Source organism: Streptomyces sp. NBC_00310 (assembly GCF_036208085.1).
In the GTDB taxonomy this organism is placed as follows: domain Bacteria; phylum Actinomycetota; class Actinomycetes; order Streptomycetales; family Streptomycetaceae; genus Streptomyces.
The window spans coordinates 9,226,644-9,242,087 of sequence record NZ_CP130714.1; the positions used below are offsets into that span (position 1 = coordinate 9,226,644).

12 protein-coding genes are annotated in these 15,444 nt (G+C 71.2%); 6 read left to right on the forward strand and 6 right to left on the reverse strand.

Annotated features, from left to right (window positions below; all coding sequences use genetic code 11):
• The first annotated feature begins 26 nt into the window (after positions 1 to 26).
• The 4 genes from OG202_RS40315 (at position 27) to OG202_RS40330 (ending at position 4,635) form a co-directional block, all read left to right on the forward strand.
• The gene (locus tag OG202_RS40315) at positions 27 to 1,739 is read left to right on the forward strand and encodes a glycoside hydrolase family 6 protein (RefSeq protein WP_328224358.1); all 1,713 of its coding nucleotides are present in this window, start codon (positions 27 to 29) and stop codon (positions 1,737 to 1,739) included.
• Between the two features lie 179 nt (positions 1,740 to 1,918).
• The gene (locus OG202_RS40320; protein ID WP_328224359.1) at positions 1,919 to 2,515 is read left to right on the forward strand and encodes a dihydrofolate reductase family protein; all 597 of its coding nucleotides are present in this window, start codon (positions 1,919 to 1,921) and stop codon (positions 2,513 to 2,515) included.
• Between the two features lie 95 nt (positions 2,516 to 2,610).
• Entirely contained in the window at positions 2,611 to 3,540 is a 930-nt protein-coding gene (locus OG202_RS40325; RefSeq protein ID WP_326574758.1) for a class I SAM-dependent methyltransferase, read from the forward strand.
• A gap of 393 nt (positions 3,541 to 3,933) precedes the next feature.
• Positions 3,934 to 4,635 (forward strand): SDR family oxidoreductase, encoded by a 702-nt coding sequence (locus tag OG202_RS40330; protein WP_326574757.1) that lies wholly within the window; start codon positions 3,934 to 3,936, stop codon positions 4,633 to 4,635.
• A 159-nt stretch (positions 4,636 to 4,794) separates the two neighbouring features.
• Here the strand turns inward: OG202_RS40330 and OG202_RS40335 are convergent, their stop codons facing one another.
• The gene (locus tag OG202_RS40335; RefSeq protein WP_327726933.1) at positions 4,795 to 5,631 is read right to left on the reverse strand and encodes an aldo/keto reductase; all 837 of its coding nucleotides are present in this window, start codon (positions 5,629 to 5,631) and stop codon (positions 4,795 to 4,797) included.
• Positions 5,632 to 5,862: 231 nt separating this feature from the next.
• Between OG202_RS40335 and OG202_RS40340 the strand changes: the two genes are divergently transcribed.
• A complete protein-coding gene (locus OG202_RS40340; protein WP_327726932.1) occupies positions 5,863 to 6,645 on the forward strand; it encodes a Tat pathway signal sequence domain protein in 783 nt (260 codons plus the stop codon).
• A gap of 67 nt (positions 6,646 to 6,712) precedes the next feature.
• Here the strand turns inward: OG202_RS40340 and OG202_RS40345 are convergent, their stop codons facing one another.
• Positions 6,713 to 8,539 carry an AMP-dependent synthetase/ligase gene (locus OG202_RS40345; RefSeq protein WP_326574754.1) on the reverse strand — a complete coding sequence of 609 codons (1,827 nt, stop codon included), beginning with the start codon at positions 8,537 to 8,539 and terminating at the stop codon, positions 6,713 to 6,715.
• 347 nt (positions 8,540 to 8,886) lie between these two features.
• Positions 8,887 to 9,762 (reverse strand): LysR substrate-binding domain-containing protein, encoded by an 876-nt coding sequence (locus OG202_RS40350; protein WP_326574753.1) that lies wholly within the window; start codon positions 9,760 to 9,762, stop codon positions 8,887 to 8,889.
• Between the two features lie 142 nt (positions 9,763 to 9,904).
• Here OG202_RS40350 and OG202_RS40355 point away from each other — a divergent pair, with 142 nt between their 5' ends.
• On the forward strand, positions 9,905 to 10,948 hold the full coding sequence (locus OG202_RS40355; protein WP_328224360.1) for a bile acid:sodium symporter family protein: 1,044 nt from the start codon (positions 9,905 to 9,907) through the stop codon (positions 10,946 to 10,948).
• On the opposite strand, the gene OG202_RS40360 is transcribed toward OG202_RS40355, so the two are convergent.
• The 3 genes from OG202_RS40360 to fdhD form a co-directional block, all read right to left on the reverse strand.
• Positions 10,887 to 12,125 (reverse strand): hypothetical protein, encoded by a 1,239-nt coding sequence (locus tag OG202_RS40360; RefSeq protein WP_328224361.1) that lies wholly within the window; start codon positions 12,123 to 12,125, stop codon positions 10,887 to 10,889. The genes OG202_RS40355 and OG202_RS40360 overlap by 62 nt on opposite strands.
• Before the next feature lie 10 nt (positions 12,126 to 12,135).
• Positions 12,136 to 14,043, reverse strand: coding sequence for a sialidase family protein (locus OG202_RS40365; RefSeq protein WP_327726928.1), 1,908 nt, complete (start codon positions 14,041 to 14,043; stop codon positions 12,136 to 12,138).
• Positions 14,044 to 14,568: 525 nt separating this feature from the next.
• Positions 14,569 to 15,444 (reverse strand): formate dehydrogenase accessory sulfurtransferase FdhD, encoded by an 876-nt coding sequence (fdhD, locus tag OG202_RS40370; RefSeq protein WP_328224362.1) that lies wholly within the window; start codon positions 15,442 to 15,444, stop codon positions 14,569 to 14,571.

Below are 15,444 nucleotides of genomic sequence, written 5' to 3' on the forward strand. Positions count from 1 at the left end.
CCACTACGGAAGAGGAACCCGCACTCATGAGCCGTACCAGAACAGCACTCCTGGCCGCGTTGGCGCTGGTCGCCGGCGCCGCCGGGACCTCCATGGCCGCCGTACCGGACGACGTCGGCGCCCAGGCGATCCCCTGCACGGTCGACTACAAGGTGCAGAACCAGTGGTCCACCGGCTTCACCGCCGCCGTCACGATCACCAACAACAGCGCCGCGAAGACCTCGTGGGCCGTGAAGTGGTCGTACGCGGGCAACCAGCAGGTCGGCAACGGCTGGAACTCCCGGATCACGCAGAGCGGTACGTCGGTGACCGCCGCGAACGAGACGTACAACGGCGCGCTGGCGACCGGCGGTTCGGTCAGTTTCGGCTTCAACGCCACCTACAGCGGCACCAACGCCCTCCCGACGACCTTCACGCTCGACGGCGTGACCTGCAACGTCGACGACGGCGGCGGTGGCGGCACCGACCCGGACCCGGGCACACCGGGCACGAAGGTGGACAACCCGTACACCGGTGCCAAGGTGTACGTGAACCCCGAGTGGTCCGCGAAGGCCGCCGCCGAGCCGGGCGGCAGCCGGATCTCCAACCAGCCCACGGGCGTCTGGCTGGACCGGATCGCCGCCATCGAGGGCGTGGGCAGCGGCATGGGGCTGCGCGACCACCTCGACGAGGCGCTGCGGCAGAAGGGGTCGGGCGAACTGGCCATCCAGCTGGTGATCTACAACCTGCCCGGCCGTGACTGCGCGGCGCTCGCCTCAAACGGTGAGCTGGGCCCGACGGAGATCGGCCGCTACAAGACCGAGTACATCGACCCGATCGCGGCCGTCCTCGCCGACCCGAAGTACGCCGGCCTGCGCATCGTCACGACCGTCGAGATCGACTCGCTGCCCAACCTCGTCACCAACACCGGCAGCCGCCCGACGGCCACCCCCCAGTGCGATGTGATGAAGGCCAACGGCAACTACGTCAAGGGCGTCGGCTACGCGCTCAACAAGCTCGGTGACGGGGGGAACGTCTACAACTACGTCGACGCCGGCCACCACGGCTGGATCGGCTGGGACGACAACTTCGGCGCCTCCGCCACCACGTTCAAGGAGGCGGCGACCGCCGAGGGCGCCACGGTCAACGACGTCCACGGCTTCATCACCAACACGGCGAACTACAGCGCCCTCAAGGAGAACAACTTCACCATCAACGACTCCGTGGCCGGCAAGTCGGTCCGCGAGTCGAAGTGGGTCGACTGGAACCGCTACGTCGACGAGCTGTCCTTCGCCCAGGCCTTCCGCAACCAGCTCGTCTCGGTCGGCTTCAACTCGAACATCGGCATGCTGATCGACACCTCCAGGAACGGCTGGGGCGGCAGTGCCCGGCCCACCGGTCCCGGCGCCACGACCAGCGTGGACACCTATGTCGACGGCGGCCGCTACGACCGTCGCCTCAACACGGGCAACTGGTGCAACCAGTCCGGAGCCGGCCTCGGCGAGCGTCCGAAGGCCTCCCCCGAGCCGGGCATCGACGCCTACGTGTGGATGAAGCCGCCGGGCGAGTCCGACGGGTCCAGCTCCGCCATCCCGAACGACGAGGGCAAGGGCTTCGACCGCATGTGCGACCCGACGTATACGGGCAACCCGCGCAACAACAACAACATGTCCGGCGCCCTGGCGAACGCGCCGATCTCCGGGCACTGGTTCTCCGCCCAGTTCCAGCAGCTGATGCAGAACGCGTACCCGGCGCTCTGAGCACGCTCGGATGAACCGGTCCGCCAGGGGTCAGCTCTGCTTCCCCAGCCCCTGGCGGACCGGTGGCAGGTCTGTGTGAGGCGCGACACGATGGCGGGGTGGGCGGGTGCGATGAGTTCCGCGCGGTGCGGCGGTCTTCATCGCCGTAAGCCCGTGCGAGAACGAGGAGTGAGAACCCCATGCGCATCGTGATCTGCGAGTTCATGAGCCTGGACGGTGTCGTGCAGGCGCCCGGCGGTCCCGACGAGGACACCGAGGGCGGGTTCGCCCACGGCGGCTGGACGCACCCGTTCTTCGACCCGGAGGTCGTGGGCGGCGCCTGGGACGCCGCGCTGAACAAGGCGGACGCGCTGCTGTACGGGCGCCGCACCTGGCAGATGATGGCCGCGGCGTGGCCCGACCGGGCGGGCGACCCCTTCGCCGACCGGATGAACTCCATCCGCAAGTACGTCGTGTCCGCGACGCTCGCCGACTCCGAGCTGACCTGGCAGAACACCACGCGTATCCCGGGCGAGGAGGCCGTCGCCCACATCCGTGAACTCCGCGAGGCCGACGGCGGCGACCTGCTCGTCATCGGCAGCCCGACCCTCGCCCGCACCCTCCTCGGCGAGGGCCTCGCCGACGAGCTCGTCCTGATCGTCATGCCGGTCCTGCTCGGCGGCGGAAAGACGATCTTCCCAGGCGACGGCGCCAAGCACCCCCTGGAGCTGGTCTCCACGACCACCAGCGGCACGGGCGCGAACGTCTGTGTCTACCGGGTGGCCGAGAAGGACTGAATCGGCACGGGGATTTGCCGATACGGCAAGGGGACTTGCTGATCTCCGGTGCGTCGGAGCAGGCTGGCGGCACCCGGAAGAGAGGGCTCACCGTCATGGGACAGCACCACCACGGCCAGGGTCGGCACGGCCAGGGTCGGCACGAGCAGGGCCACGACCACGGCCACCACCACGGCCATCACGACCGTACCGACATCGACTGGGCCGAGCTGGCCGAGCATCTGGAGGGGCAGGCTGAGCTGTTCGCGCCGCTGAACCGGCAGGCCGCCGCCTGGGTCGCCGCACGGCAGCCCGAGCCGGGACTGGTCGTCGACGTCGGCAGTGGACCCGGGGTCGTGAGCTGTCTGCTGGCCGACGAGTTCCCCGGCGCCCGGGTCGTAGCCCTGGACGGCTCCGGCCCTCTGCTGGAGCGGGCCGACGCCCGGGCCGAACGCCTGGGTCTCGCCGACCGGTTCGACACCCTGCAGGCCGAACTGCCGGACGGGTTGGGTGACTTGGCATATCCCGCCGACCTGCTGTGGGCAAGCCGCAGCCTGCACCACCTCGGTGACCAGCGCGCCGCACTCGCCGCCTTCGCCGAACGCCTCGCTCCCGGCGGCACGTTGGCACTCGTCGAGGGCGGGCTGCCCAGCCGGTTCCTGCCGCGCGACATCGGCATCGGCCGCCCCGGGCTGCAGTCCCGGATGGACGCGGCGGAGGACCGTTGGTTCACCGAGATGCGGGCCGAACTGCCCGGCAGCGTCCCGGAGAGCGAGGACTGGCCGGGGCTGATGGCCGCCGTGGGCCTGCGCGACGCCACGTCCCGCACCTTCCTGCTGGACCTGCCGGCCCCGGTCCCGCAAGCCGCCCGCGACTACGCCGTGGCCTCGTTCCGGCGCGGCCGGGGAATCCTCGCGGACTTCCTCGACGCCTCCGACCTCGCGACCATCGACCGGCTCCTCGACCCCGACGACAAGGCGAGCCTGTACCACCGCACGGACCTCTTCGTCCTCGCGGCCCACACGGTGCATCTGGCTCAGCTGTGATCTCGGCGTGCGGGCGCGGAGCGGCGCGGCGGCGGGCGGGTCGGTGGCGGGCGGTAGGCGGGTCGGTGGCAGGCGGGTCGGTGGTAGGTGGTCGGCCGCCGGTGGCCAGCGGCCGGTGGTCCGTGTCAGCACCGCCCCGTGCGACGGCTCGGCCCTCGCCAAGGGCGTGGCCGACGGGTCCGAACGGGTGTCGGAGGCGGCGGCGCCCCGGCTGTGCGTGGTGCCGCCGTACTGGTCCGTGACGGGCGGTGCTCGCGGGTGTTGCCCCCGTACCGCCCGATGCCGAAGTCGCCCTTCCCCGGCGGCACTTGACTTCGAGAGTGCTCCAAGTGATGGACTCCGCACGTCGACCGGAGTGCAGAGGGTCGGCCGGAACCACAGAGGGGGACATCCATGACCGACGCTCCAGTCGCGCTCATCACCGGCGGCGCCACCGGTATCGGAGCCGCCGTCGCCCGGCAACTGCTCGACCACGGGCACCGGGTGGCCGTCACCGGGCGCAGGGCCGAGCGGCTGCGCGCGTTCGCCGCCGAACTCGGCGACCCGGAGGAGCTGCTGACCATTCCGGGCAACGCGGCCGAGTACGCGGACGTGCGGGCGGCGGTGGACGCCACGCTGAAGGAGTTCGGGCGGATCGACACCGTCCTCGCCAACGCCGGGATCGGCACCCACGACACCGTCGCCGAGGGGGACCCCGCCGGGTGGACGGAGATGGTGCTGACCAACGTGCTGGGGCCGGCCCTGCTCATCCGGGCCGCCATCGACGCCCTCAAGGAGACCCGGGGGCGGATCATGCTGGTCGGCAGCGTCGCCGGCTTCATCCACGGCCCCGGCAACATCTACGGGGCGACCAAGTGGGCGGTCACCGGGCTCGCGGAGAACACCCGGCGGCAGGTCACCGAGTGGGGCGTGGGCGTGACCCTGATCGCGCCCGGCCGCGTGGAGACCCCGTTCTGGGACGCCTACGGCAGCCTGCCGCCCGGCCATCTCCTCACCGCCGACCAGATCGCCGACTCCGTCGTCTGGGCGATCCGGCAGCCGGCCGGAGTCGACGTCAACACCGTCGTCGTACGGCCGATCGGGCAGCCGGTCTGAGAGCACGGCCCATCGGGCGGCCCGTCCGGCGTTTCGGAACCACGGCCGGCCGAGCCCCGGGCCACGGCCCCGCCCCGAACGCACGAGACCGCCCGCCGGAATCATCCGGCGGGCGGTCTCCGCGCTCTCGGCGAGCAGGCGTCGGCCGTGGGCGCGCCCTCAGGCCTGGTTGAACGTCGCCGGGTCCGGGCCGAGGCGCCGGTCCTCGTTCAGCGCGCTGATCGCGGCGATGTCCTCGGTGTCCAGGGAGAAGTCGAAGACCTCGATGTTCTCCTTGATCCGGGCCGGAGTCACGGACTTGGGGATGACCACGTTGCCCAGCTGGAGGTGCCAGCGCAGCACGACCTGGGCCGGGGTGCGACCGTGCTTCTGTGCGATCGCGATGATCGCCGGGACCTCCAGGAGGCCCTTGCCCTGACCGAGCGGCGACCAGGCCTCGGTGGCGATGCCCTGCTCCGCGTGGTACTCGCGGGACGCGAGCTGCTGGAGGTGCGGGTGCAGCTCGATCTGGTTGACCGCCGGGATGACGTTCGTGGCCTCGATCAGCGTGTTCAGGTGCTCCGGAAGGAAGTTGGAGACACCGATCGCCTTCGCGCGGCCGTCCGCGTAGAGCTTCTCGAACGCCTTGAACGTGTCGACGAACGTGCCCCGGGCCGGCGTCGGCCAGTGGATCAGATACAGATCCACGTACTCCAGGCCGAGCTTGTCCAGGGACTCGTCGAAGGCGCGGAGGGCGGAGTCGTAGCCCTGGTCGCTGTTCCAGAGCTTGGTGGTGACGAAGAGGTCCTTGCGGGCGACGCCCGAGGCGGCGATGGCCCTGCCGGTGCCCTCTTCGTTGCCGTAGATCGCGGCCGTGTCGATGCTGCGGTAGCCGGCCTCCAGCGCGGTCGTGACCGCACGCTCGGCCTCGTCGTCCGGCACCTGCCACACGCCGAAGCCCAGCTGGGGCATTTCGACGCCGTTGTTCAGGATGATCGGGGGGACCTTGCTGCTCACGAGCTCTCGATCCTTAAGTCGTCGGGTGGTACTTCCCATCGTCAACGATCACGGGGCGCGATGCATTCCTGAGCGGACCGCTCGCGCCCCGAATCGCAGATTGGCCGAAATGGATCCGGCGGTTCCAGAGTATCGGTCTGGACCATTGACCGACCGCGGTCGCGCGGGGAGCCTGTCCACTGCCGCAACGCGCATCGGTGAATCCCGGTCGCATACGTGAATGGATGGCTCATGACCCCCACGCGAAGGAACGTCCTCGGCGCCGCGCTCGGCGGTGCCGCCGCAGCCGCCGTCGGGCTGTCGGCCCCCGCCGCGCACGCCGCCTCCTGGCAGCTGAAGTGGTCCCCCTCGGCGAGCGCCGACGGACTGCGCGCCTTCGAGACCATCGAGGACGACCGCGCCGACTCGCACACCTCCGCCGCGCCGCACATCTACGCCACCGGCGACACCTGGCGGTTCGACATGCACACCGTCGACCGGGACACCTCCACCGACCGACAGCGCCAGGAGGTCACCGGCCTGCGCACCGGGAGCGGCTTTCTGCGGTGGACGGAGGGCCAGACCTGGCGCGTCACCTACGGGATGTACCTGCCGGCCTCGCTGAAGGCGACCACCAGCTTCACGCACATCATGCAGATGAAGCAGCCCGGCGCCGGCACCTCGCCCCTCGTCGTGCAGTCCCTGCGCCGGGTGAACGGCGCACAGACCATCGAACTGAAGCTGCCCATCGACGACATCCTCATCGGCCGCACCGATCTGGCGCCGCTGCACAACTCCTGGGTCGACGTCGACTTCCAGGTCAAGGTCGGCAACGGCTCGGCCGGTTCGGTGCGCTGGATCCTCAAGAAGGGCTCCACCACCCTCATCGACGTCTCCCGCACCGGCGTCGACACCTTCCTCGCCGACCGGCTGCGCCCCAAGTGGGGGATCTACCGCTCCCTCGGCGACACCTCGGGCTCCCTGCAGAACTGCCACATGCTGCTGCGGGACTTGCGGGGCTACCAACTGGTCTGACCGCACAGCGGGGTGGCCGGCCCGAGCGGTCTCACGCCCGGCACCCCGTGAGGCACCCCGAGCGGTCTCACGCCCGGTACAGCGCCTCCACCTCGGTCGCGTACGTCTTCTCGATCGCCTTCCGCTTCAGTTTCAGCGACGGCGTCAACAGACCGTGTTCCTCGGTGAACTGGTGCGCGAGGATCCGGAACGTCCGGATCGACTCGGCCTGCGAGACCAGGGTGTTGGCGGCGACCACCGCCCGCCGCACCTCGGTCTCCAGCTCCGGGTCGCGCACCAGCTCGGCCGCCGACAGCTTCGACTTGCCGTGCATCTGGAGCCAGTGCTCCACCGCCTCCCCGTCCAGGGTGACCAGGGCGGCGATGTACGGACGGTCGTTGCCGACCACGATGCACTGGGCGACCAGCGGATGGTCGCGTACCCGCTCCTCCAGGATCGCGGGCGAGACGCTCTTGCCGCCCGAGGTCACCAGGATCTCCTTCTTGCGCCCGGTGATGGTGAGATAGCCGTCCTCGTCGAGGGAGCCCAGGTCACCGGTGGCGAGCCAGCCGTCGTGCAGGGTCTCGTCGGTGGCCTTCTGGTTGTTGAGATAGCCCTGGAAGACATTGGGGCCGCGCAGCCAGATCTCGCCGTCGTCCGCGATGTGCACGGTCATCCCCGGGATGGCCTGGCCGACCGTGCCGTACCGGGTGCGCTCCGGCGGGTTGGCGGTCGCGGCCGCCGTGCACTCCGTCAGGCCGTACCCCTCGAAGATGTGGACGCCCGCGCCCGCGAAGAACAGTCCGAGCCGCCGGTCCATCGCCGAGCCGCCGGACATCGCGTACTTGATCCGGCCGCCCATCGCCTCCCGGATCTTGCCGTAGACGACCTTGTCGAAGAACTGGTGCTGCATCCGCAGCCCCGCCGACGGACCGGGCCCGATGCCCCAGGCCCTCGCCTCCATCGCGTCCGCGTACTTCACGGCGACCTCGACGGCCTTCTCGAACGGCCCGGACCTGCCCTCGCGCTCGGCCTTGCGCCGGCTCGCGTTGAACACCTTCTCGAAGATGTACGGCACGGCGAGGAAGAAGGTCGGCTTGAACGCGGCGAGGTCGGGCAGCAGGACGGCCGCGTTGAGCTGCGGCTGATGGCCGAACTTGACCTTCCCGCGGATACCCGCGACCTGCACCATCCGCCCGAAGACATGGGCGAGCGGCAGGAACAGCAGCGTCGCCGCCTCGTCGCCCTTGCGGGACTTGAACAGCGGAGCCCAGCGCTCGATGACCGTGTCCGCCTCGACCATGAAGTTGGCGTGCGAGATCACACAGCCCTTGGGGCGGCCCGTCGTGCCGGAGGTGTAGATGATCGTCGCGATCGAGTCGGGAGTCACCGCGAGGCGGTGCCGGTGCACCACCTCGTCGTCGAGATGCGCCCCCGACTCGTACAGCTCCTGCACCGCGCCCACGTCCAGCTGCCAGAGCCTGCGCAGCTGGGGCAGCCGGTCGATGACCGTGGCGATGGTCATCGCGTGGTCCTCGTGTTCGACCATGGCCGCCGTGCACTGGGAGTCGTACAGCATCCAGAAGACCTGCTCGGCGGAGGAGGTCGGGTAGATGGGGACGACCTGGGCGCCGACGGTCCACAGCGCGTAGTCGAAGAGGGTCCACTCATAGCGCGTACGGCACATGATGGCGACCCGGTCGCCGAACCGGATGCCCTGCGCCAGCAGCCCCTTCGCCAGCGCGAGGACCTCGTCGCGGAACTCGGCGGAGGTCAGATCGCGCCACTCGCCCTGCTCGTCCTTGCGGCCGAGCGCGATGTATGTCGGGTCCTCCTGGGCGTACTCGAAGACGACGTCGGCCAGGCCGCCCACCGGCGGCGCCGACGCCAACGGGGGGTTGGTGAACTCGCGCAAACCCGCTCCTCGTGGCGCTCCGCACAGCGCGTGAAAGCTACCTCACCGGGAGAACGGGCGGGAGGGGTTGTGTAGGAGGCGCATGGGGGCACTCGGCGCGGACCGGAGCCGAATAATGACGCGGATGGGGAGGTATCCGGCGCGGTTCCTGACGGCGCAGTAAGTTCCGGGACCGTAATCTCCACTGAACCCCCACGCCCCGGCCACGGTGAGCGACCTTGTGAACACGGTCTGGCCTGGGGGAACACGAACACTGCTCATGTCTTCCGCGTCTGTGGAGCCGGGGTGCCGACGGGTCCGTGGCTGCTTCCCGCACACCCCGCACACCCCTCACACCCGCACACCCCTCACACCCCTCGCGCACGGCCGTGGAGTCGGTCGCCGCCGGAGAGGACGGCCGCCGCCAGCGCGTCCGCCGCGCTCGACGCGGCCCCCGGGCGCCGACCGTGGACGAGGACGAAGTCGACCTCGCCGAGTTCGGGCAGTCCGGCCCGCTCGGGGACGCGGACCAGGCCGGGAGGCACCAGGCGACGCGAATGCGCCATCACGCCGAGGCCCGCCCGGGCGGCGGCGATGAGCCCGTTGAGGCTGCCGCTGGTGCAGGCGATGCGCCAGGCGCGGCCCTCGCGCTCCAGTGCCTCCAGGGCGAGGGCGCGGGTGATGCCCGGCGGTGGATAGACGATCAGCGGGATGGGCCGGTCGGGGTCGAGGCGGAGCCGTTCCGCGCCGATCCACACGAGCTTGTCCGTCCACACGGGTTCGCCGCGCGGGTCCTCCGGGCGCCGCTTCGCCAGCACCAGGTCGAGCTTGCCCGCCGTGAGCTGTTCGTGCAGCGTGCCCGACAACTCGACGGTCAGCTCCAGGTCCACCTCGGGATGGTCGTGCCGGAAGGCCTCCAGAATCTCCGGGAGCCGGGTCAGTACGAAATCCTCGGACGCGCCGAAGCGCAGCCGCCCGCGCAGCCGGGTCCCGGTGAAGAACGCCGTCGCCTGCTCGTGCACCTCCAACAGCCGCCGGGCGAAACCGAGCATCGCCTCGCCGTCCTCCGTCAGCTCCACGGAGTGCGTGTCCCGTGAGAACAGCAGCCGCCCCGCCGCGTCCTCCAGACGGCGCACATGCTGGCTGACGGTGGACTGGCGCAGCCCCAGCCGCCGGGCGGCCTGCGTGAAGCTCAGCGTCTGGGCCACGGCGAGGAAGGTACGCAAGTGGGAGGGGTCGTACACGAGCACCACCGTACCCGCTTATCGAAGAACGCGATGACAGTCAGTGCGGTATGACGGATTCCCGATCACGGGTCCGGGGAGGACGATGGAGAGGGGCATTCCGGCCCCTGGACGCACTCTCATCGACAGCACGTGGAGCACCGTGAAACGCCTGAAGTGGCCGAGCTGGATGCCGATCGATCCGTACATCGCGCTGTTGCTCGGGACGGTGGGCCTCGCGGCGCTCCTTCCGGCGCGGGGTACGGCCGCCGAGGTCGCCTCGGGCGCGTCCACGGCCGCGATCGCCTTCCTCTTCTTCCTCTACGGCGCCCGGCTCTCCACCCGCGAGGCGCTGGACGGCCTCAAGCACTGGCGGCTCCACGTCACCGTCCTGGCCTGCACGTTCGTCATCTTCCCGCTGCTGGGCCTGGCCGCCCGAGGCCTCGAACCGGTGTTCCTGAGCCACTCCCTCTACACCGGGCTGCTCTTCCTCACCCTCGTCCCGTCGACCATCCAGTCGTCGATCGCCTTCACCTCGATGGCCCGGGGCAATGTGCCCGCCGCGATCTGCGCGGGCTCCTTCTCCTCCCTCGCGGGCATCGTCATCACCCCGCTGCTCGCGGCGGCCCTGCTCGGTGGCAGCGCGGGCGGCTTCTCCGCAGACTCGCTGGTGAAGATCGTGCTCCAGCTGCTGGTGCCGTTCCTGGCCGGGCAGCTCGCCCGCCGCTGGATCGGCGGCTTCATCACCCGTCACAAGCGGATCCTCGGCCTCGTCGACCGGGGCTCGATCCTCCTCGTCGTCTATGTCGCGTTCAGCGAGGGCATGGTGCGGGGGATCTGGAGCCAGGTCAGCCCGCTGCGGCTCGGCGGACTGCTCGTCGTCGAGGCCGTGCTGCTCGCGGTGATGCTGCTGCTGACCTGGTACGGCGCCAAGGCCCTGCGCTTCGGCCGGGCGGACCGGATCGCCATCCAGTTCGCCGGCTCGAAGAAGTCCCTCGCCTCCGGACTGCCCATGGCGAGCGTCCTGTTCGGCCCCGAGGCCTCCCTCGCCGTGCTGCCGCTGATGCTGTTCCACCAGATGCAACTCATGGTCTGCGCGGTCATCGCCAAACGCCGCGCCAAGGACCCGGTGGAGAAGCCGGCGGTCACGGAGCGGCAAGACGAAGCGATACGAACCGCGGTCGGTACAGGGACACGTTCCGAGTGATGTTCAGCTGCGCCGCGGCCGCGTCGGCGTCCAGCCAGTTGACGTCGTAGCTGAGCACCAGCCGCCCGTCGCCGTCGACCGCCCGGTGCGCCTGCGGGTTGTACGCCGCGACCCCGCCGCCCGGCAGCGGCGGGCTGAAACCCTTGGTGGGCCCGTGCCAGGGCCCGGTGGGGGAGCAGGCCCAGTAGGCGGTGACGGTCGTCAGCCCCTCGGTACCGGCCGCCATGGTGAGCAGCACATACGTACGGCCGTCCCGTACCACGGTGAACGCGCTGCCCACCCCCTTGTCCTCCCCGTTCCCGAGCACCGCCGCCGGCCGCCCCCGCACCGCCCACCGTGAGCCGTCCCAGTACTCCCACGCCCCCGGCTCCCCGAGCCGGCCGCGCGGCACCCGGGCGACATAGGCGTGCGAGGTCGGCCGGGAGGCGGCCTGGGCGTCGGTGCCGCCGAAGACGTACGTCCAGTCGCCCGCGTCCACGGCCGTCGTGCCGAACAGCACCCGCCGCGCCGGATCGGCGACCGACCCCTGGTCCAGCACCGTCGTGATCCCCTCCAGCCGCAGATCGGGCAGCGACAGCGTGGCCACCTCGGTCGCGGTGGGCACCCCGTAGATCCACGGCGACCGTCCCGCCGTACGGGTCCACAGCAGCACCCGTACGACCTTCTCGTCCGAGCCGGGGGAGCGGGGCTCGACCCGGGCGGCCACCGGCCAGCGCCACTGCTGCGGGGCCGGGTCCGGGAAGACGGGGGCCGGGAGCGTGGATTCGAGACGGCCCGACGTGGACATCACCACGGCCGAGTTGCGCACCAGGGGCGACGCGATATCCCGCCACGCCACGGACTCGCCTGCCGGGTTGGGCGGTGGGTGCACCTGGCCCAGATAGGTGTCCGAGAACAGCCACAGCACCCGCCCGTCGGGGAGCCGCACCGAATGGGTGCCGTCGCCCCCGGTCCAGTCGTCGGTGCGGGTCGCGTCGTCGCCGTACCGGGTGAACTCGCCGTTCAGGGACGCGTCCGGGTCCCAGTCCCGGACCGTACGGGCCGTGCAGGCGCCGCCGCCCTCCCGGTCGTCGTCCGGGAGGGCGGTGAGCAGCACGGCCGCGAGGGCCAGGACCAGGGCCAGGACGATGACCGGTCCGGCCCCCGTCCGCTGTCGTGCTCCCGCGTCGTCGGGCACGGAAGTGACGTTAGTTGCCTCCGTCCACCCGGTCCATGGGCAGTCGCAGGATCTCGCCCCGCGTCGTGGCGTCCCGAGTGGCGAGCCCGGCCACCTCCACGTCGCTCAACGCCCTTTCGTACAGGCGTACTTCGTCGATGGCGCCGGTGAAGTGGACCCGGCTGTCGACCCGTTGACCGATGTGCACCCCGAACGGCGAGTTGCGGCTGACCGATCCGGGGATGTCGGCGGTGCTGAACGGAGTGCCGTCGACGAAGAGCGTGAGCGCCCCGCCACCCCGCCGCAGCACGAGTTGATGCCACTCCCCGTCGTTGTAGGCGCCCGTCGACCGGACCGACGTGCTCCGGGGCGTCGAGGCCCCGTCCCGCACGGTGATCAGCCCGGTCAGCCGACCCGCCGCCGGTTCCCCGCGCAGCCACACCTGCGGCTGTGTCGTCCCGACCCCGCCCATCCACAGCATCGGCTGCTCCCCGGTGGTCGCCGCGTAGCGGAACCAGAGCGATGCGGTGAAGTCCTTGGTGCCGAGCGGGAGTCGAGGCCGGTACGGCAGTCGTACGGCGTCGTCGGCGCCGTCGAACCCGATCGCGCCGCCGAACCTGCCGTCCGTCGGCAGGGCGCCACCGAGCACGGCCGCCCGTCTGCCGCCGGGCGCCCTGTCGGGCGTCGTCGGGTCCGGGCCCCGGCGCGGCTGCAGCCAGTCCTCCGTGAACCGGGCGAAGCGGATCTCGTCCCGGGCGTCGACCGCCCCGCCCTCGTACAGCAGCCCGACGACGTCGTTGCCACCCTCGCCACCGTCGATCCGGACCAGGTCCGAGTAGCCGGACCAGTCCGTGGTGACGACCGTGCCCCGGTCCACGCTCTCCCAGGTGCGTCCACCGTCGTACGAGGAGCGCACCGCCATCGTCCGGCGGCGGTCGGGGTCGGCCGGGGCGGACAGCAGTGTCCGGTCGCCGAGGCGCAGCACGGAACCCTGCACCTGGGGCGTGTACAGGTCCGGGAGCGCCCGGAAGGGTTCGGCGAAGCTGGTGCCGCCGTCCCGGCTGACCGTCTGGCTGCGATGGCCCGGGTCGGTGCCGTCCTGTTCCCGCCCGCTGACGAACACCGTGCCGTCCGCGCGCTCGGCGAGCGTCAGTTCCGAGGGCTTCTGGCGGAAGGTGCCGTCGTCCGCGATCGGCCACGAGTCCGTGGCGCCGACCTTCCAGTTCTCGCCGCCGTCGTCGCTGGTGACGAGCGCCGCGTGGTTGGCGGTGACCCGGCCGTCCGCCCAGCTCTCGGCGTTGACCCCGAGGACGAGCCGCCCCGCGTGCCGGCCCCGGGTGAGCTGGATGCCGTGCACGGGGCCGGTGGCGTACCAGGAGTTCCAGCCGGCCGGGCGGATCTGGTCGCCGAGACCGCGCGGCTCGGACCAGGTCAGCCCGTCGTCGTCGCTGAACTGGAGATGCGGCGCGCGGTCACAGGGGACGTCACAGCTCGCGCTGTCCAGCCGGCCCTTGTTGTACGTCTGCGTCAGCACGATCCGGCCGGTCCTCCGGTCCACTACCGGCGCGGGGTTCCCGTGGGTGTCGCCCCCGCCCTCGTTGACCACCCGCAGCGGGCCCCAGGTGCGGCCGCCGTCCGTGGACCGCTTGACCACGAGGTCTATGTCGGCCGCGTCCCCGCAGTTCAGGACCCGGCCTTCGGCGAAGGCGAGCAGGGTTTTCTCGGTGGTCCGGACGATCGCCGGGATCCGGAAGCAGGCGTAGCCGGGGTCCTGGGAGGCCTTGAAGAGGACCTGCTGCTCGAACTCGGCGGCGCCGGGCCGTTGTTCGGTCGCGGCTCCGGCGGGGTGGGGGAGGGTGAGGAGAGCGGCGGTGGTGATCACCGCGGTGAGGGAGCAGGTGAGGGTGGTTCTGAGACGTGCGTGAAGACTCGACGGCACGGTGCGGCCAGCCCTTCATCCGTCTGGGCGATGGGACATAGGACGTCCTATGTCCCACGTGCGGCCACAGACGCTACTTGGGGGTTCAGGGGGCTCACAAGAACCGTGCGCCGGTCGTGACTGGGCGTGTCGTACGACGAGGTGACGATCGGTCAGGCGGTCGCGGGACAGCTCGGGGGGTTCGGGTTCGTCGGCGGGTGCGGGTCCGGCGGGGCTGCTCGCGCAGTTCCCCGCGCCCCTAGAAGATCCAGGCCCCTGCGGGCCTGAAGGACCACGGGCCTGCGGGCCTGAAACGCGACGGGTCCGCGGGCCTGAAAAGCGACGGGTCCGCGGGCCTGAAAAGCACGGGGCGCAGCCCCTGCTTTTCAGGGGCGCGGGGAACTGCGCGACCAGCCCCCACCCACCCGCACCCGGCGACGCGCCAGTGGACCAACGACGCGTACCCGGCAGTCAAACGGCGGAGCCCCTGGCGCAGGGGGCGCTCCCCGCCGATGGGGCCCCGCCGTCGTGGACGCGGGGCGCCGCTCAGCCCTGCCCCTGATCGACCGCGGCAGCGGCCCGCAGGGCGATGCGATGCTCACCCGCGTACACGTTCATGGAGGCGCCCCGCAGGAAGCCCACCAGGGTCAGCCCGGTCTCCGCCGCCAGGTCGACCGCGAGCGACGACGGCGCCGACACCGCCGCCAGCACCGGGATCCCCGCCATCACCGCCTTCTGCGCCAGCTCGAACGAGGCCCGCCCCGACACCAGCAGCACCGTCCGGGACAGCGGCAGCGACCCGCTCTGCAGGGCCCGCCCCACCAGCTTGTCCACCGCATTGTGCCGCCCCACGTCCTCCCGGACGTCGAGCAGCTCGCCGTCCTCGCCGAACAGGGCCGCCGCGTGCAGACCCCCGGTCCGGTCGAAGACCCGCTGGGCCGCGCGAAGCCGGTCGGGGAGGCCCGCGAGGAATGCGGGGTCGAGCCGGACCGGGGGAGCGTCACCGCCGTGGGTGTCGTCGATGGCCCAGCGGGCGGTCGTACGGACGGCGTCCAGCGACGCCTTGCCGCACAGCCCGCAGGACGAGGTCGTATAGACATTGCGTTCGAGCGTGATGTCGGGGATCACCACACCCGGCGTGGTCCGCACGTCCACCACGTTGTACGTGTTCGCGCCGTCCGCCGTCGCGCCCGCGCAGTACACGATGTTCTGCAGGTCCGACTGCTCGGCGAGCACCCCTTCGCTGACCAGGAACCCCGCCGCCAGCGCGAAGTCGTCGCCCGGGGTGCGCATGGTGATCGCGAGCGGCTTGCCGTTCAGCCGGATCTCCAGCGGTTCCTCGGCGACGAGCGTGTCCGGGCGGGTGGAGATGGCGCCGTCCCGGATGCGGATCACCTTGCGTCGTTCCGTGACTCGTCCCAT